We start from the raw sequence: 18,072 nt of genomic DNA, 5'->3' as shown, positions 1-18,072 counted from the left end.
AGTTATTAGTGTTTACTAATAAAAACCTTTAATTATCAGTATATTATGTGTGTTGATGTAATTTGAACGTTCGACTATCTTCCTCTTTTTTTACTATTCAAAGAGGAAATCTAGATGAAAATAGTTACCCAACCAATAATCACTGATAAAGAGCGAAGTCGTATTGCTCGATATTATGCAAAAGTTAAAAAAGAGGGATATCGGCCCTGGATCACTGTTCGACAATCACACACCATTGGCCAAGGGCAGATCATATACAGCCATAAGACCAAACGCGCTCATCACTTTCTGAGCCGTGGAGAACTTCAGGCATTTTTTCACTTTGAAGCAAACAAACGAGTGAAAAATATCTTAGAGCAATTCCCGCTTCCCATAGCAGATACGATGCAAGTGGCTACAGAGCTTAATATCGTGCACCCATCTTCGTATCAAGAAGCGGTAAATTTCAATGGTCATCGTCCAGCGAAAACGATGACGCTGGATTATTTAGTGATTCACTCCGATAAAAGCCGACATGCTTATAATTTCAAATACTCTGAAGCATTAGACCCAAAAATTACGAGTCCGCAAGCTGTGGCGCGTACAAATGCTAAAGCGGAAATTGAGCGAATCTACTGCTTACAAAATAATATTTCGTGGACTCAGTTAACTGAGAAGTCATTCGATAAATCAGTAACAAGCAATCTGCGTTATTTTCGCGAATGTTATGATTCTCCTCATGATCTTGATATTAGTGATGACTTGAAATCAGCTGTGCTTTGTCACTTAACGCTTAATTTCGAAAACTACCCCACAGCGACAGTGCGCAATAATCTTGAACGCACTGCAAGTGATATCAATCTGCCACTCCATCAGATACAAAGCATTTTTCAGATGCTCGCTTATGAGCGTGTACTGCATTTTGACTGGACGACTGAGATTAATCTAAACCGCCCGTTACCGGTGGTCGCGAAGGAGGTGGACTATGTTTGTTAATCACATCATCGCTTCAGTAAATCCGAAGCACCCCGAAGTGAATTATCGCATCGTAGCGATAGAAGAAGACAAAATTGCTGTCTCAGATTTGAGTTGTGACAGACCTCGTCGACCGTTTACATTGAATATTGAATATTTTAATCAGAAAGAAAAACGTAAAGAGTGGGTGTTATTAGAGCCTGATCTACCTGACATCCTGTTCAAAGATGACAGCTATTTCAAACAAAAGTTTTTAGCTAAAAAGCTCAAATTACTTAAGAAAAATGCAGCTAATGATGAAGTGAAAGATCCTCTGGCGATGCGAGATACCGCCTGGTCGACGATTGAGCCTTTAGTAAGCGATCCTGAAAAGTTATATCGTTATTTATTCGGGGATCCAACAGGCTTATTGCAAGAGCTGATTGAGCTTTCTCAGCGCAGTAAGAAATATGTCACTAGCATGCTAAATCGCTATTTTCGCGATGGTGGAATAAAAAATGCGTTACTCCCAAATTATTTCAATTGCGGTCAAAACTTCTCTCTCCCTGACTCTCCAGTATTGAATGAAGATGGGCTGCACGATCTTTCATCCAAACCCGGCCCTGAAACGGTTAACGGCAATGCTTATCGTCATGTCACGCAAAAAGACGTTGAAGATATTGAACAGTTTGCACGTTCGCACTTACGAAACCGAAAAGAAGTCGTACTTGAAGACTTATATAAAGACTATATCCATTTTTTCGGCAGCGTATCAATCCGACCGAAAGGGGCAACAATTGAAGAGATGATAGAAGAATTTCGTGTCCCGCTTGGCAACAATCACGTGATTTCGTCGAGAGCATTCAAACGTCAAATCAACAAAGTTGTCTCTAAATTAAAGTGGTTAAGAAAACGTGTCGGTGAGAAGAACTATACACGAGATCACAAAGCGAGAACGGGAAGTGCGAAGCACGGATTGCGCGGTGCAACAAGTCGCTATGAAATTGATAGCACAATATTAGATGTCTATGTGCGCTATGAGTTTTCGAATGAGTTAATGTCAATTGGTAGACCGGTTTTGTATTTAGTTATCGATGTTGTGACGGGTATGATCGTCGGTATGCATATTGCCTTTCACGGCCCGGATTGGACAGGGGCATGCCATGCTTTACTTAATGCGTGTTCTGATAAAGTCGAATTTTGTAAGCAGTTTGGAGTTAAAATCAGCTCAGAAGATTGGCCGTGCAGCCATCCTCCTCGCGAATTGACTGCGGATAGAGGTACAGAGAATAGCGACAAAAATATGGAGGCTTTGCTCAAAGGTAAAATCGGCATCGAAGTTGTCAATTTAAATGCTTACCATATGGGCGTGTGTAAAGGCACTGTAGAAAAAAGTTTCGATATCATTCAAAAGAAAGCATTTTCTCCGCTTGAGCACGGTAAAGTCATAAAGATTAATAAATTTGATGAACAACATCCTAGCCGGAACAATGTTTTGACTAGCGATGAGTTAACTCGCGCAATCATTAAGTGTGTTCTTCACGCTAATAATCACTCAACTCGCATTAATAATCGCACATACGAAATGGAGAGAGACGGTGTAGCATTTGCGCCACGCGATGCCTGGAATTACAGCTTAAAGCATACTGTCATTGCACCTGCACAGTTGCCTCGGGAGCAATTGTTGTTCGGTTTGTTACCAGAAGCGAAAGTTAGTGTTCGTGGTCAGGGGGTGTATTTCAACGGCTTGTATTATTCGTCTACTGATTTTGAGCGTTTGCCGCTTTTAGAGCATTCTAAAAATTTTGGTCGTCAGTCTATCTCGATTCGATACTCAGAGAGCTCGACGAATCATATCTGGTACAAAGACGAAGAAACCAAGACTGTATATCAACTTGAGCTTACAGAGCGCAGTGAAGCTTATAAAAACATGGCTTGGGAACAAATACATCATCGCATGGTGATCTTAAAATCTCAGCTTGCTGTCGCAGAAGAACAATCTCGCATTAGTTCAGTGATTTTAAGAGCTGACTTACGCATCTTAGAGAGAATGGCTAAAGCGCGTACTAATCAGCATCAGAAATCGCAGGCTAAAGGTATTGTGTCTGATATCAAAGAGAACCGTAAAACTGAGGCTGATAGACAGCATCATCGGTATCAACAAGATATTGAAAAAGGCATGCAAAGTGCTGTTAAAGATACAGCGCAAAATGACTTAGTCAGTTCTACATCAGACATGTTTAGTAATCCGAACGCTGTGGAGGTGACTCATGGCTAAAGCTAACTATATTCGTCATCCTAATCCGATGCATCGAGGCAATCCGCTAGTGGAAGGGTTAGGCTTTCCGCTCGCTAAGCAGCAGATTCATACACAGTGCGGAGTATCATTTGTTGACGGATTAGATTTGACTGGTGTCCCAGAGGAACTTCATGGCTATTACACTCGCTCTAGTATTCTTAACTTGTTTAGTTTGCACGTTGTGCAAGATGAGATGGTTGAGATTTATGAGGCGATTCGGCTCGGTATTGAAGTGTCTTACGTCGGGCGCAACCCTCTCAATGATGATTGGCAAGGTATTTTAGCGGCCATTGAAGCCGATAAAGATGCACCGCTAAAGTCATTAAATATCAGACGTCTAAACTTGCTTGAGAACAGCTACACTTTCTTGATATCCGGCTTAAGTGGGCGCGGTAAGTCCAGTATGGTCAAGCAAGCGCTGGAGCAGATTGAGCAAAAGATTGAACACACTGCCTATTCGATGTCGGATGGCACACTGAAACCGTGTCTATTGACGCAGGTAACGTATGTATATGTTGAACATCATGATCGAGTCGGTCAGAAAGCGTTTTTAACAGCCATATTAGACGCGATTGATGAAGCAACGGGTGAGCAATATGCGTATAAGCAGCGCAATAGTAGCGTGTATGAACTGATCCAAACCGTACGTAAAGCGGTTGTTAAGCATCATATCGGCGCGTTAATCATAGATGAAGCACAAAACTTTGCGCCCAGCTCAAGTGATTTCAAGATTGGCACGAATGAAAAAACGTCGATGAAGTTTGTGGAAGAACTGGTAAATACCTTAGGGGTATCGACAATTTTTGTTGGCACCTTCAGTGCGCTAGAGCTTTTTGCTAAAGAGATGACTATTACACGGCGTACACTTCGCGCCGGTTCACTCAATTTGGCTAGCTGCGATGTGGAGTCAGGATTTTGGAAAAATCTTTGTCATGCATTATTCAATTCTGTTCGATTCTCTGCTGCTAGAGACAGTGATGAGGTGCTTCGCTATAAACTGCATGATTTAACTGCGGGTATTCCAGCTATTGCCGTCTCGTTGGTGCAAGCCACATTGCGCTTTTTAAGTTATTTTGAAGCTTCTAAGCAAACTCTGACTGCATCGGCGTTAGATCATGTATTCCTCAAACAGTTTTCGCCGTTGTCTGGACCTATTGCAGCATTACATAGCATGCGCAATGGTTCTGATTACAAGGCATATGAAGACTTAAAACCCATGCGTTTACTTGAGATGGTTAATCCTAAGCATGCCCATCATGATGTTGAAAAGCTTAAAGCGGTCGAGGGCAAAGCGAAGCAGATGATGCAGGAATATGAGCGAGATAACGCAAAGCTGCTAAGGGGTAAAGTGCAGGTGATACCTCACAAGCCACCTCGAACGGCGTATGAAGTGGATGCAAGTCAAGAAAGTGACAAGATGTCCCCTGATAACTTTTTATCGATGTTAGGGGAGGACTGATGACTCATTGGCGAACAATATTGCCTGGGGAAGATTGTCAATCTGCCCCGGCTCGCTGGCATTATCTTGAACGCATTACGTGTTTAGTTCCTGATGAACCGTTAATGCGACTTGCTGTACGCAGTGTGTCACCTCACCAAGCTTTTGGCGCATTAGAAAAGGAAGCACTTAATGTCTTGGGTAAGCTTGAAGATAGTGAATTTCATGCTGAGCATAGTTTGGTGAATTATTTTCGAGCATTTTTACCACAAGATAATTTAGGTTGTGGAAAAGCTAGCACAGTTGTAAGAGGGGGAGAGTCAACACATGTTGCACGCTGGCGTTGGTGCCCGATGTGCGTGGGTGAAAACGAAGCTCGTTATGGTTTGGCGTATTTTCATCGTAACCATCAGTTGGCTGGCGTATTTTATTGTCACAAGCATGATGAAGCATTAATTGATAGTTGTCAGGCATGTGGTTGGCGACAGCATCGATTAAATGAACAAGCATTTCCTCCAAAGGGAAATGCTTGTACTCATTGCGGAGTCTGGCTTGAAACTGATTCTATCGCGATGACAGATACGATGAAGCGAATTGAAGCGGCGAGTCTACGGCTAGCTCATAGTCCTATTATGCGTGATAGGCGGTTAGCGTTAGTTAAGCGCGTTCGGGAGTTGGCTGAGGTATCGACACTTGAGCGAAACAGTGTGGCGGAGCGGCGATTATTGGGGGTATGGCAAAAACGCTTCTTGTCATACTTTAGTGAGTACGAGCTCAGCGCTTGGTTTCGTAATCTTAAACTGCACAGAGGGGTTTTATGTCACCCAATGATGCTAAGTCCGCACTTAACGCAAATAAGTTCAGTAGCCGCTCATCCACATCCTTTGGTGTATTTGCTTTTAGAAGACTTTATTGCAGTAACGTGCCCTGAGCTGGCAACGCATGGATAAGCTCAGGCTGTTACCCGGTGAATGTGGGTATAGCTTGGCTGCTAGAGCCCATTTACTCTCTCCCTACGGTTCGTGGAAAGTGACGAACCAAACGTTATTCGGACGCGAATCTGTCCGTATCAATGCCCTGTTACCGGGGCATTTATCATCACTGGCGCTATTGGCAGACAGCACCGTTGAGCACCTTCGTCTTGAAGCATCAGCCCATCCTCTCGTCGCTTTTGGATTGAGCGATAAAGAAAAGCGACTCGCATTGGCAAACAGCGAAGTGCAAAACAATGCATCAACAGTCTACGAGCAAGCCAGAATGGCTGCTAGCAAGTTGAGCTTTGGCAATGTGTTGAAGTGCTGCTGTGCTTGCATGGAAGAAGATAAAGCGCGGTTTGGACTGGCGTATTGGCACACTATGCATCAACTTCATGGGGTTTCTGTCTGTCCTGTGCATGCGAGAGTACTGTCTACCGTTGAAGCCGGAGAAGGGGCGCTAAACCATGCTTACGAATTACCCTCTGTAGATAATACGCTCAATCTTGAAGCAGAGTCCACTGCGTTAAAGTTAAGTCGCTATATTGCCGAATTACATGCTTTATTGAGCCAATATACTCCACTGGGAAGTATGTCCGAGCGATACACTGCCTGGTTAGATGCAAAAGGTTTTATCACTGCTGGTGGGCGAATACGCTGGAAACAGCTAAAAAAAGAATTACAGCGGACTTGGCTCACTCTTTTTGATGTTCAAGGCAAAGTGCTGCCTCCAGAGCTGTCTACGTTTCATTTTGTACCTAGGTTAGTGCATCAAGATGCACCAACTCATTATATTCGTCACGTATTGCTAATGGCGTACCTGACTGATTCCCCTGAGCTGTTCTTTGCTGGGCAGAAAAGTAAATCGGTATCTATATCGCCTCAGAAAACGCATACAGCGCCCGAGGAGCGGAAGGTGCTTCAACTGCTCAAGCAACACTGTTCACTTCGTCAGTGTGCCGCACAGCTAAAATGCAGCGTAGGTTATGTGAAAGGAGTGGCTCTTCGGCACCAAGTTACGATTGATAGACGCCGAAAGTACATTACATCTGAAATGGAGCGCTGTATTTGGCGTAAAGCCTTTGTAGGGCAGCATCGACAGGACATTGCTCAGCAGCTTGGATTGTCAGTTGGAGCCGTAGAGCAAATTATTCAGTCGCATGCAGGTTTATCAGCATGGCGTCATCATCTGCTAATGCAGCAGCGCAGGCTAAGCAATCGAACATCGTTGATAAAGTTTATGAAGCGGTTTCCTGATGCATCACGCAATACGATTAAACATCGGTGTAATGCGTATATGTGGCTCTATAAACACGACAAAGCTTGGTTATACGCTCAGCTTCCTGAAGCGAAGTCTCCCGGTAAGCGTCAAGGCATAAACTGGGCTGTACGAGACTTGGTGTTGTGTGAGCAGCTTGAAGCGCTGCATGGTAAGTTTACTTCGTTGTCTGCAATCGATAGAGCAGTAGGTGGTCACAGTTGGCTAAGGCGCTATCGTGACAAGGTGCCATTGGCTTTTGGGATGGCTCAGCAGATGTTGGCTCGCGGGACTTTTAAAGAGTAATTTTTTAAAATTGGTAGACAGTTATTTATTGTTATCAATTAATCTTGTTATTCCGCAACTGCGTTGCGAAGAAAGCCAGTAAGTAAGACACAAGCAACTCAAACAGCTAATTAATAGGTTTTTAATGCCTATCTCTCACCAAAAGACATGTTTTATTGTCTCCAAATAAGACAGTACGGTTTTCAAAAAAAATTGCAAGCATGAATTTGCTAAGTCATTGATTTAGGCTGTTCGTTTGCTTACTTTGTAACCAAAAAGCCCAAAAAAGTGCTTGACAGGAAATCTGCGATATTTGGTAATTGGTTTATAAATCAATGCCTTATATGAAGCCTGTTGCATGTGGTTTGTGGTTGTAGAGTATTCGTTTCTTCGGTTTTTAAGAGTGACATTGTAAATACAGAAAACTATCGAAAATGGGCTGTTCGCGGCTAATTTACTCTCAACCTATCAAAAATGGAAAATGGCTCATAATGCGTGGTTATGTTTAATAGGTTTTCTCATCTGATTTTACTGCTATTCAAGTCTGTTAAGGGGGTATTGTATAGGCTTGAACCAATTAGGTTGCGATAGCGTCGTTTTTTGAGTGTTTAATCGTTTTACTGCTTGTTCGTAAAAAGTCATTTAACAATTTTTTGCGAAATTTTAGTGACACTTCCGAGATTTAAGTGACACTTCCGAGATTTTTCCCTCTTTTTGTCTCATTCTATATAGAAGGTTTTTTATCGCACTAGGGGGCTCATATGTATGCGACTGCACTTGAACAGCACCTTCGTGAACACTCTCCGAATGTACTCATCTACACCCCTTTGCAGGTGGACGATAAGTTCGTGTTCATAATGAATCGATTACTTCGGACACTGTCCGGCAGGGTTGAAGACGGTGCAGTAGAGTTGCTTCATGTTGAGATATGCCCTGAAACACATATTCCGACTGCACATTTAATGCTTCCGTTTTGGCTAAAAGAGCAAGATGTCGCATCATTATTTGATGATACACAGCGTTTATTCCAAAAAGCGGCAGAGCGAGCCTAGAATCCGATAGAGGAATTCACAAAATGAATATCTTATTTTTATGTACATCGAATTTAAATCGCAGCAAAACAGCTGAAGACCACTTTGCAATAAAAGACCCATTGAGTGCATACCGTTCTGCGGGTTTGAGCGAAAAAGAGTGTAAACGAAACCGCACAACATTATGTAGTGAAGAGCTATTAACTTGGGCAGATGTCGTATTTGTGATGGAAAATGAACATGTGCGCCGTATCGAGCAATACACTGGTCAGCGCTTCTTAGACAAAGTCATCAACCTCAATATTCCTGATGTTTATCAATACGGTGAGTCTGCTTTGATAGAGCAACTTGAAAAACGCAGACAGGCAATGCAATTTGAAGAGTTGTTTGCTCGTATTGAATCGCCATCTTCTACTCGTGCGGCACTACGTCTTTTTAATGTTAGCAATGAAGAGCTTGCGGCAACTTTTAAGCCGAGTCCAACTGAAAGCTAGTCTTAAAAATTAGTAACTAGTAGCCGAAATTACTCGTCGAAAAGAAGTTTATAAAAAATCTCCCGCTGATATGGTCATCTTCAATGAGTTGGAACCTACGATTTCTCAATAGTGCTTTTTTCCATTATTAATGACATAAACACGACACTACAGTGGAAAAAAGCATTATTGTGTGTCCAGTCATTTGAGTGAAGATCACCCGACGATTTCTAGTAGTGCTCGAACCTTCAAGTTCTGTGTCGATTAATACATTAACTATCAGTAAATCATGTGCTTGTTTATTTTTCGTTAAACCCTGGGGCCAGTATTAGGGAATTTAAGTTTTCTAATTCATACCTGTTCAATAAGCAGTATTGAAAGTGAAATGGGTTTAAAATTGAATTGGCTGATGAGTCTACCCCAAGCTCAGCTAAAACAAACCCTGCTAAGGCTTCAGACACAATGAGATTGACAACTGGTTTGTCGAGCAAACCAAGATCGAGTTTTAACGCTTCTGGGTTTGGATGTTTGATGTGGGGTCCAATGGTTAAAGTGACCTTATTTCGCCATTCAATGTCATCAGGTGCTTCTTTATTGAATTCAGCTGCCTTTGCATCATTAAATCGGATTAACTTAAAATTTTTATAAGTATTGTTATCGCTTAAGTCACATGCTCTAACATACCAATTATTTCTGCTTTCAAAGATGGCTGTTGGGAGAATAAGTCGCTCTCGGTTTTTGTAATTTTCTGTTGACGATACGTAGTCAGCTTTCAAGGCTTGCCCAGCGTATATAGCCCTACATATTTTGGATACCAAATCTGTATTTAGACTCACATCAATAGAAGCGATTGAGTCTGGTCCTATTGTAGTTAGTAATTTTGTAGGCTCTAAGCGTTGACCATATGCCATTGCTTTAAGTGCGCTTATACAATTATGAGAAAAAGCGGGACTGAATTGCCTAGTGGCATCGTATCGCTTCTTTCCAATGTTATATTCGATGTTATCTGCATACGTTTCTCTGTATTGCGTCAGCGTTCTGGTTGCTGTAGCAATAGAAATATCAGCGATTTCCATTAACTCATTTCGATTTACTTTCCCTGTAAACATTAACAAAAAGTCCACGAGTTCAAGTTTATTCATAATGAGATCCTCAATTTGATTCTTAGCATCATTATAAGCTGTATAAATACACTCTTGCAAATCAAATGATTCTGGTTATTATGTGTGCAGAGTGCTTTAAGGCATGATAGCGCAGCAAAATAATGCTTTGTGATAACAGATAGCTAAAGAGTTTTCAGTGGGGGACTTATGAAGTGGACAAATGATAGTAAACAGCGATTGTATGAAATCGCAAGGTCTTACGACCCTCAGCTGCTCTCTTTAGAGGACGTCACCGAAGAAACTCCAGTTATAGTTGAACTTGCTCAGAGGTTTGGTGATGAGCCAAAGGCTGTATTGTTTATGTTGGCAAAGATGGTTTTTTTTCAAATAAACATAATAGCTAATTTTAAAACAAGGTTGGGTTTTACAAGAGCAGTTGGGGTGATGTTTTATAACTTCTCTATCCAAGCTTTATTCGAAAAGCTGCCTACTAATCTTGTCGAGGAGCTAGAAGCTGAGTTAGTAGTCAGTAAGAGGATATTACTAAATGGATAGCGAACTATATAAAGCATACATCTGTTATGCGGGTCCTGAAGCGGTTAAACAGGAAGATGGTTTCATTGTATTAGCTGATGCTCAGACTGGTTTAGGCAAAACGTTTCAAGCGTCTGAACTTGAGTTGGAACATTTGATCAGTGACTCGAAGCGTAAGCTCATTTATACCACTAACTTGAGGGTTAACGTGACAGAGGCTTATGAAGAGCTGATTGAAAAAGTTAACGCTAACCCTTCTCTGTCCCCCTCACAGAAAAGACAGTTTCTTAAGAATATTATTCTCATTCCTTCGCAGGAGACATCAATTAAGCAGCTCAGTGAGGATGATTGGCAGGTGCTGCTAGGTGAAGTAGAAGGCAGTCAATATCGAACAATCAGCTCGTTGAGAGACAGCATTAAAATACTTAGTCAGGCAGCCCAATCGTTGAGCAGTTACCAACTAAATGATGACCTAAGTGAGCGTCACAACAAGTTGTTTAAGACCCTACAGACGATATTTAAAGACAAGTTTAATCAAAAAAAATTCTCCAAATCTTCAGCCATATCTCGCGTGCTTTCAAAGCTATTTCCGGCCAGTCGAATCGATGACGAATCGACTCAGGTGCTTTTCATGACGACGGCAAAATTGCTGTACCCATGGCATGCGTTAAGGAAGAACTATAGGCTCAGTGATGTCCTCAAAAACTCATTGATCATAATTGATGAGTTCGATCGTCAACAAGGAGAATTTCTAAGCCATTTGCTCAGAGGTGTGAAAGACTTTGATGTTATTTCTTTGGTTAGGAGACTCTATTCAAGCTTTCAGAGCTTCCTCGTGCAAGGGGACGACGAATTCGATGGCGTGGAAGATAGCTTTATTAAGTTCCGTGAACAACTAGCGGAATTTGATGCTAGCTGGCAAGTTTCCCTTCGCCCTTATATTAACGACAAAACCATACAAGCAGGTGTCGAGAATCAAAACCGTGTTTTTACAATGCTCTCAGACAGAATGTCTTTGCATACCATCAACTTTAAGCACGATGAACTTATGTCTGATATTGATGAGTTCAGAGGGGCTCATGAGATTGGCACTGGAGGAGAAAGAAGCGCTATTACTTTTATAAACCATGCAAGTCAGGTTGTCCGTGCATTTTGCAACGCGATGCTCGGTGCTACAAACAAACTTTCAAATAATCTTAGAAGCATTGAGGGAAGCAAGCCGCATTCTACAGAAGATCTTATCACCAAAGTGCTGAACCACTTTGGTTTGGCAGAATTGAGAAATGATGTCTTATCTCTGCTGAGTGCGCGGTTAAGCTATCGGGTGCAAAAAGATTATAAATCTTACAGCTATCACGATGCTGGCTTCGAAATTTCCAAAATCAGTAAGTTTAGTGAGTTAGATAATACTGCGACTGCGGCAACGTTTGAGCTTGCACTCACTCCAACGGGCCTTTTAGCAAATTGGGTGTTAGAGGGCGCTAAAATACTGGGTATCAGCGCAACGGCAACTAGCCCAACGGCTATTCACAACTTTGATCTGCCCTATCTTCAAAATGTATTGGGAGACAAGTTTAAGCATCTAAGTGAACTACAGAAGCAAAGTATCCAACAAGAGTATTTATCTAAACGCCGCTATAAAGAGCAAAAAATTCATATCGATGTTCAAGCTGTTTCTGAAAAAGACCTGCGTGGTGGAGTTGAACTATTATACAAAGAATTTCGGGGGGGCTATGTCGATGACCTGATGTTGGAAAGCCAACTTATTCAACTTCTGGGTGCTAATTCAAAGTCCATTGTTTTCTCAAAGAGTCGGGTTAATAAGCTGATCGCAGCTATCAAGAGATTTGCTATTCACCCGTCCAACCGATACATGTTCTGTATGTTGAACAATAGCTACAAAGGACATGAATTTTTTCGATTCATGGAGTTTGTGGGGAAAAAGTATGGTGTGAGGATATTTGAAAATATTAACGCTGCTTCTTTTAGAAATGAACAATTTAATTCGGTGCTGGGGTTACTAGAAGATACTAATGAAAAAGTGGTTGTCATTACTAACTATCAAGCTACCGGCGCCGGACTTTCGCCCTCATACTCAATAAAGAACAAAAGAGACTTTGTATATATAGGTCCGGAAGGCAAACCTCCTTTCCAAAATAAAACTGATATCGATGCAATTTACATCGAGCAGCCAAAAAGTCTGATAGGCAGTTTTATTTATGATGACCAACCCTTGGATGAAAGAAGCTTTTCCATCAAAAAGAATATACACGACACGCTTATGCTTCACGAGAAGGGGGTTTTAGTTGCAAATGATGTAAAACCTATCTTAAGTAAGTTTATTGCAACTAACGTGAAGGGCATGTCCGTAAGTTCACTGATTAGCATTTACAAAGACACTGATGACTATCGTCACGCTGTATTCAGGTTCATTGAGCAAGCGCTAGGTCGTATGTGCAGAACAGAGTGGAAACAAAGAGAAATTAGTATTATGTTCGATGGAGATATTGAGTTTGTTGAGACTCTTGCCTCCGACAATCGTGATTTATCTTATCTCTCCGTTGAATATGCAACCCTCATTTCAAAGGTAAAAAGCGAATGCAAAATAGATGCAACCAATAAACTGGCGCATTCCTATTCAGCTAAAGCTAGCCGAAATCATTCACATATTCAAAGATTAATAACCCGCGTATATCGTCATCAAAGTCGCGACGCTGTTGGCCAGTATGCGCGGTTGAGACAATCCGTGCTAGAACAGCCTACGGCATCGCAGATACCAACTGGGGAGTCCAATCGATACTATATCCAATCAAACACGCCTGGAAGCTATCGTTACCATATCGACTACAAAGATGAAAATGGTGTGACTCAGGTATTTATCAATTCCCAAGATTACGCCACGCAGAAAATTGTTTCAGCTACATCCGCGAGGCTAGACAAACTCATGCTTAATAATGTTGTTAAAAGCCACTTTATAGAAAATGGTTTTGCCACCTCATTTGGAGAGCATGAATACATTATTGCACCTGCTATGTTCGATATTTACATGGGCGCTCTTGGTGAGGAAACTGTTTTTGCCATTCTTAATGACTTTGGTTTTCAGGTAGAGAAAATGCCAGATGGCACTGTTGAATGGTTTGACGGGTATTTAGAACTTGGTGATAGGGTTTTATTAATAGATGTCAAACATTGGGATGTTGAGAAGTCTTGCCTGCAACGAGATGACACACTAGAAAAGTGCAAAACTAAGCTGGAAAATTTGAAGCGAGAAGTACCTGCTGCTTTTAAAGGAAAGCAAGTTCAGGCGATGTATATCAATGTGTCTTATGAAAAAGGAAGCACGATCACAGGTTCGAATTTCTCTAATGACAGCGAATTGTTAGTTGAATCGGCGAATTTGCTTCAAGCTGATGTCATTGATGTGCCAGGTATAATTGATATCCATACAGGGCAATCAAATATCCCACCGATGGAACAACTGCTGACTTTACTGGAAACAATGAAGGGACTTAATTGATGAGTAAATGCCTAACTACTCTTATTGATGTAACGATAAACCATATGGAACTGTCTAATTTGTTCGACCTTTATCAAGTTAGCTTCGATAGTGAATCAAAGAAACTTAGTTGGGGTAAGAGGTTATCCCAAATTGATAAGCACACTTCACCACTGGGATTAATCTCTCATGGTGGAAAATATTGGATACTTCTACATAAAGGGACTGATGTACCACGCAAGCTTCCGGATATCGGATTCGTAAGATCAGAATTCATAGATTGTGATAACCTGTTGGTGACGAGGTTACTAACCAGAGCGTTAGGAAAATTGTCGGGGGAGCGAGTCTTCTCAGGACTGGGTGAGACCTATTTTTATCTAGAAACTGACACCTTCAAAAATGAAACTGTTCACAAATGTGTCAGCATCGATATCAAGGAAAGCCTACGTTTTAGCTCTTTGTTTGTAGAACTTAAAGGAACGGTGTTTTGCCCTACCGAAATTGTATTTAAGTCACAAGCTTTTATCGAACAGTCCCCCAAGTTTTCCTTCGATATGACTACAGGCATGTTGAATAGAGACAAGGATGGCGCATTCATCGTCCATAGCCCGGGAAAAGGTAAGTTTACGAGTAATGCCGTGGACATTTCAGGGCAGAAACCTATTTCTCTTCGAAAATCCAGAACTGGGGCTTTGCATCACTATATCGAACTGATGAACAGAGAATTCAGAGGTGCCTTTAATATAAACTTAAAGCAAATGAGCGCTGATTGGCGTCAGCACTATGGAAACGCTGAGATTAGAGCTGTATACAATAAGATATACGACGTAGTTAATGCCGCAGGAGGTATCAATGTCGTTAATGCATCTCTGTCTGAAGAGGGGTTCCTAAAACTAAAAGCCGAAGACTGGCCTGTAAAAGTCAATTTTGCATCTTCTGGAAACGTTGAAGATAAAACCCCAACGCTCGTTGTTCTAGACAGTAAAGAAGAATATGAAAACGCGGGATTAGAGGATAAAAAGCAGTCATTCTATAGCCCGCAAAATGTCGTTCAAAGTACATACAATAAAACAATCATTTCAAAAGGCATTAAAGCTTTGAAAGTTCTGATTGATACTTGGATTAAAGAAATAGCAATTAAGTTGGAGTGCAATAATAGACAGTTTTTGATCCAAGAGTTTAAAGATAATTATTGGTTTGTTTCAGTTGAGCAAAGATATAAAGCCGACCCTGTTATCTACCACATCCTTAAGTGTAATGGTGGCGAGTTCATCTATGAATCAGGTGATGAATTTTACTTTGACGATCTGGGAATAGAACTGCCTGAAAAACAGAGGTATTTTGAAAGTATCAATTACGTCATTGATATGAGTACAAGCGAGCCTCAGGTATGTTCGATTGTTCACGAAGGAATTGCTGCTGTCCCCGATGGGAAGGTGCTTTTTGATATATTGAATCGATTAGAAAAGGGGAGTGTTGAAGGTATCACTCGACACTATATCGATCAGTTTTTATCAGCAGACATAAAGTCTGATGAACTGTTGAACTCGCGTCTTAAATCCCTAATGGAGAAGTACCCTCAAAAACACGAGTTTTATAAAGACGAACTAAAAAACGAGGGAATTCAATATCGCTCCAACGCCGAAAAGCTCTTCTTTGATGGTTACTTTGAAGAAACAGGTATCTTGTTAAATTACTCTTTGAAGGGGCAGCATAACGAGTATTTGGAATCACAAACGGGTCACTTTTATGATGCCGAACACTCCGCCTATTTTGTGGGCATACCAAAAGGCGGTTTCAAGTTTAGTCGTGGTCAGTTTAATCATATTCGCTTTTTGGATGGACCAGATTATCTGAAGCGAAGGTGTGTCGAGTTAACAGCTACTTATTATGTGAGAAATAAGTCAGCAACGGTTTTACCGTTTCCCTTTAAAACGCTATCAGAATGTGTGGAACAAAAAAACAAAACTAGCGGAGAAAGAAAATAAATGATACCAGCAGTATTGTATAGAGGAGCTAAACCTAACATCTCTGTACAGAAGATTTGTAACTACAATGATAAAGAACCTTTGGGGCCGGGAATATATGCCACGGACAGTAAAGATACCCTTAGATATTATACCAACGGAGGGAAAAGCGCTTATAAGCTCGTTATAGACAGCAACTATTTGAATAGAGTTAATGGAGTCATTGAGTTATCCAAAAAATTTAGTGAACAAAAGCCAGATGTCAAAGACAAACTTTCTGTGGTCCTGAAAGAGCATTACGGCTTTCTTGATTTAGATGAATCAAAGGGAGTTGTAGATCTTTTGTTCGACAGGGAGCAAGAAGTCAATGCCTATAATCTAAGACAAAAACAAGAGCATGAAGATTACTTCGACGGGTCTCTAATGAAAGTTCCTCACTTAATTGCAAAAATCTTTTTTGACTTCTTGAAGCCAAAAGCCTGCCAGCTCCCACAACCTAAAGTGGCTCCAACAGATGAAGATATAGTTGAGAGCTTGATCTCCGAAGGAATATGGATAGGAGTTGGGAGTATTGAAGGTTCAATTACTCAAAATGGGGCGATGGATGCTGGCATGCAGTATCTGTTTTATGATGAGAATGCTATAAGCGAAAACAAAGAGCTAGGTAATGAGGTTTGATAGCTGTTAGGTAAATTTTCTTCATACATAAAACTCTATAGACATAAAGGCAGTTTACTCTGCCTTTGCTAAGCTCAAATTTATTGTTAATAGGGTCTTGAGCAAATGTCTATCACCAAACTTACCATTTCTGAACTATATAAAGCGGTTTGGCAGAGGCCATTAAAAACACTCGCCGAGAGTTGGCATATTGATCAACAAGCTCTGAGTAAATTGTGTGACAAACACAATATTCCTCGTCCTCATAATGGTTTTTGGACACAAAAATCGGTTGGTAAAAACATACCGATTAAGCCATTACCAGGCGACTTACCAGCATCTCTTTTAATTGATTTATCGTCATTGCAAGTTAACAAACGAGAGAAGTCGAAGGTACAAAGTTGTCCGCTGCCTCCACCAAGAAAATCATTGGGTCGATACCCACTTCTTAAGGGAATAAAACAATCGTTAGCCAAGCCACGTCATAAATATGATTATATTATGACTCAACAATTTGACGACACAAGTGCACTCCGTCTTGATGTGTCCTCAGAGCAACGAGACCGGGCGATTGATATCCTGCACAGTTTAATTTCGGTATTCGATGTTAATGGGTGGCTTGTTAAGGTTGATAGGCCCCGCTATGAAAAACGATTGACGAATATTGTAATCGTCGATGATATCGAAATTCGATTTAGATTGCGTGAGCGATTGAAGCAAAAGAAGCGTGAATTGACAGATAAAGAAAAAGTCGAGAAAGAGCGTAATAGTTGGGTTTGGAAAGAAAACATTCTTGTCCCTAGCGGAATCCTCCAGCTAACGATTGATGCACCATTGCCACGAGGCATGAAGTCGTTATTTGAAGACAATACCAAGATTACACTCGAAAACCAGTTAGGCACCTTTGTAGAAAATTTAAGGCATAGTGCCGAGCATAGTAAAGGATTAGAAGAAGAGCGGAAGATACAAGAACAAAAATGGAAAGAAGAACGTAAGCGCAAGGAACAGCATGAACGCGCGATTAAAAGTGAACAAGAACGGGTTCGTTTATTTCTTGGGATGTTTTCAAAATGGCAACGAGCCAACGAATGTCGAGAGTTTATCAATGAAGTCATTTCAAGTGAACTGGTTAAAGAGTTGTCGCCTGAAGAGTTAGAACATTGGAAAGCTTGGAGTCACCACGTCATAGATAAGCTCGATCCATTGATAAACTCTGATTTAAGGAAATTGTTTAATCAAGATAAAGATTTTGATAATTCAATACTTAGAGAAGCTTTAAATAGATTAGCTGAATAAGCATAACCCCCATATTTCAAGGGTTAAAGACTAGTTTCCAACTACTTTAACCTCTGTTGTAATATTTTTGAGTAGAAAAAGGGAGGAAAGTTTCCATCTAGGTTTGTAAGAAGCCTTTTCGTAACTAATTGAAAAATACAGGTGCTTAGATTCCAACTTGATCTGTTGTGATCATGATTAAATTCAAATGCCAAAAAGCCGTTGCAGCAATGTAACGGCTTTTTTGTTGGAAAACAGCTATTAGCTTTCAGCCGTCAGCTATCAGATTAAGAAATAAGTTAGCGAGTTGCGAGGGGAAAGTTGCGAGGAACGAGTTTCGAGTTGTAGG

At 41.0% G+C, this 18,072-nt stretch carries 13 protein-coding genes; 12 read left to right on the top strand and 1 reads right to left on the bottom strand.

What is annotated here, in order from left to right:
* The first annotated feature begins 114 nt into the window (after positions 1–114).
* The 7 genes from AN213_RS07105 (at position 115) to AN213_RS07075 (ending at position 8,712) form a co-directional block, all read left to right on the top strand.
* Complete coding sequence (locus tag AN213_RS07105) at positions 115–975, top strand: TnsA endonuclease N-terminal domain-containing protein (RefSeq protein WP_055198107.1); 861 nt, start codon at positions 115–117, stop codon at positions 973–975.
* Positions 965–3,211: a hypothetical protein gene (locus AN213_RS07100; RefSeq protein WP_055198105.1), complete on the top strand. Its 2,247-nt coding sequence runs from the start codon at positions 965–967 to the stop codon at positions 3,209–3,211. Before AN213_RS07105 ends, AN213_RS07100 begins: the two co-directional genes overlap by 11 nt.
* Entirely contained in the window at positions 3,204–4,691 is a 1,488-nt protein-coding gene (locus AN213_RS07095) for an ATP-binding protein (RefSeq protein WP_055198103.1), read from the top strand. Before AN213_RS07100 ends, AN213_RS07095 begins: the two co-directional genes overlap by 8 nt.
* On the top strand, positions 4,691–5,620 hold the full coding sequence (locus tag AN213_RS07090) for a TniQ family protein (protein WP_055198101.1): 930 nt from the start codon (positions 4,691–4,693) through the stop codon (positions 5,618–5,620). Before AN213_RS07095 ends, AN213_RS07090 begins: the two co-directional genes overlap by 1 nt.
* Positions 5,613–7,208, top strand: a complete 1,596-nt coding sequence (locus AN213_RS07085; protein ID WP_055198098.1) for a TnsD family Tn7-like transposition protein — start codon at positions 5,613–5,615, stop codon at positions 7,206–7,208. The genes AN213_RS07090 and AN213_RS07085 overlap by 8 nt, the downstream gene beginning before the upstream one ends.
* An 836-nt stretch (positions 7,209–8,044) precedes the next feature.
* A complete protein-coding gene (locus AN213_RS07080) occupies positions 8,045–8,239 on the top strand; it encodes a hypothetical protein (protein WP_150114703.1) in 195 nt (64 codons plus the stop codon).
* Positions 8,240–8,262: 23 nt separating this feature from the next.
* A complete protein-coding gene (locus AN213_RS07075) occupies positions 8,263–8,712 on the top strand; it encodes a hypothetical protein (protein ID WP_055198095.1) in 450 nt (149 codons plus the stop codon).
* Positions 8,713–8,990: 278 nt separating this feature from the next.
* Here the strand turns inward: AN213_RS07075 and AN213_RS07070 are convergent, their stop codons facing one another.
* Positions 8,991–9,833 carry a WYL domain-containing protein gene (locus AN213_RS07070; protein ID WP_055198094.1) on the bottom strand — a complete coding sequence of 281 codons (843 nt, stop codon included), beginning with the start codon at positions 9,831–9,833 and terminating at the stop codon, positions 8,991–8,993.
* Positions 9,834–10,001: 168 nt separating this feature from the next.
* Between AN213_RS07070 and AN213_RS07065 the strand changes: the two genes are divergently transcribed.
* The 5 genes from AN213_RS07065 (at position 10,002) to AN213_RS07045 (ending at position 17,744) form a co-directional block, all read left to right on the top strand.
* The gene (locus AN213_RS07065; protein ID WP_055198092.1) at positions 10,002–10,349 is read left to right on the top strand and encodes a hypothetical protein; all 348 of its coding nucleotides are present in this window, start codon (positions 10,002–10,004) and stop codon (positions 10,347–10,349) included.
* Positions 10,342–13,845, top strand: a complete 3,504-nt coding sequence (locus tag AN213_RS07060; RefSeq protein WP_055198089.1) for a hypothetical protein — start codon at positions 10,342–10,344, stop codon at positions 13,843–13,845. The genes AN213_RS07065 and AN213_RS07060 overlap by 8 nt, the downstream gene beginning before the upstream one ends.
* 44 nt (positions 13,846–13,889) lie before the next feature.
* Positions 13,890–15,812, top strand: a complete 1,923-nt coding sequence (locus tag AN213_RS07055; RefSeq protein WP_236702899.1) for a hypothetical protein — start codon at positions 13,890–13,892, stop codon at positions 15,810–15,812.
* Positions 15,813–16,469 (top strand): hypothetical protein, encoded by a 657-nt coding sequence (locus AN213_RS07050; protein ID WP_055198085.1) that lies wholly within the window; start codon positions 15,813–15,815, stop codon positions 16,467–16,469.
* A gap of 105 nt (positions 16,470–16,574) precedes the next feature.
* Positions 16,575–17,744, top strand: coding sequence for a hypothetical protein (locus tag AN213_RS07045; RefSeq protein ID WP_055198083.1), 1,170 nt, complete (start codon positions 16,575–16,577; stop codon positions 17,742–17,744).
* The last annotated feature ends 328 nt before the right edge of the window (positions 17,745–18,072 follow it).

Source organism: Pseudoalteromonas sp. P1-8 (genome assembly GCF_001399985.1).
Classification (GTDB): domain Bacteria; phylum Pseudomonadota; class Gammaproteobacteria; order Enterobacterales; family Alteromonadaceae; genus Pseudoalteromonas.
Note: the sequence above shows the minus strand (reverse complement) of the source record. Positions and strands in the feature narration are given on the sequence as shown.

Excerpts from the sequence above, each read along its gene's own strand:
- AN213_RS07075 (WP_055198095.1), top strand. The coding sequence starts at position 8,263 with ATGAATATCTTATTTTTATGTACATCGAATTTAAATCGCAGCAAAACA.
- AN213_RS07105 (WP_055198107.1), top strand. The coding sequence starts at position 115 with ATGAAAATAGTTACCCAACCAATAATCACTGATAAAGAGCGAAGTCGT.
- AN213_RS07095 (WP_055198103.1), top strand. The coding sequence starts at position 3,204 with ATGGCTAAAGCTAACTATATTCGTCATCCTAATCCGATGCATCGAGGC.
- AN213_RS07080 (WP_150114703.1), top strand. The coding sequence starts at position 8,045 with ATGAATCGATTACTTCGGACACTGTCCGGCAGGGTTGAAGACGGTGCA.
- AN213_RS07050 (WP_055198085.1), top strand. The coding sequence starts at position 15,813 with ATGATACCAGCAGTATTGTATAGAGGAGCTAAACCTAACATCTCTGTA.
- AN213_RS07100 (WP_055198105.1), top strand. The coding sequence starts at position 965 with ATGTTTGTTAATCACATCATCGCTTCAGTAAATCCGAAGCACCCCGAA.
- AN213_RS07085 (WP_055198098.1), top strand. The coding sequence starts at position 5,613 with ATGGATAAGCTCAGGCTGTTACCCGGTGAATGTGGGTATAGCTTGGCT.
- AN213_RS07090 (WP_055198101.1), top strand. The coding sequence starts at position 4,691 with ATGACTCATTGGCGAACAATATTGCCTGGGGAAGATTGTCAATCTGCC.
- AN213_RS07060 (WP_055198089.1), top strand. The coding sequence starts at position 10,342 with ATGGATAGCGAACTATATAAAGCATACATCTGTTATGCGGGTCCTGAA.
- AN213_RS07065 (WP_055198092.1), top strand. The coding sequence starts at position 10,002 with ATGAAGTGGACAAATGATAGTAAACAGCGATTGTATGAAATCGCAAGG.
- AN213_RS07070 (WP_055198094.1), bottom strand. The coding sequence starts at position 9,833 with ATGAATAAACTTGAACTCGTGGACTTTTTGTTAATGTTTACAGGGAAA.
- AN213_RS07045 (WP_055198083.1), top strand. The coding sequence starts at position 16,575 with ATGTCTATCACCAAACTTACCATTTCTGAACTATATAAAGCGGTTTGG.
- AN213_RS07055 (WP_236702899.1), top strand. The coding sequence starts at position 13,890 with ATGGAACTGTCTAATTTGTTCGACCTTTATCAAGTTAGCTTCGATAGT.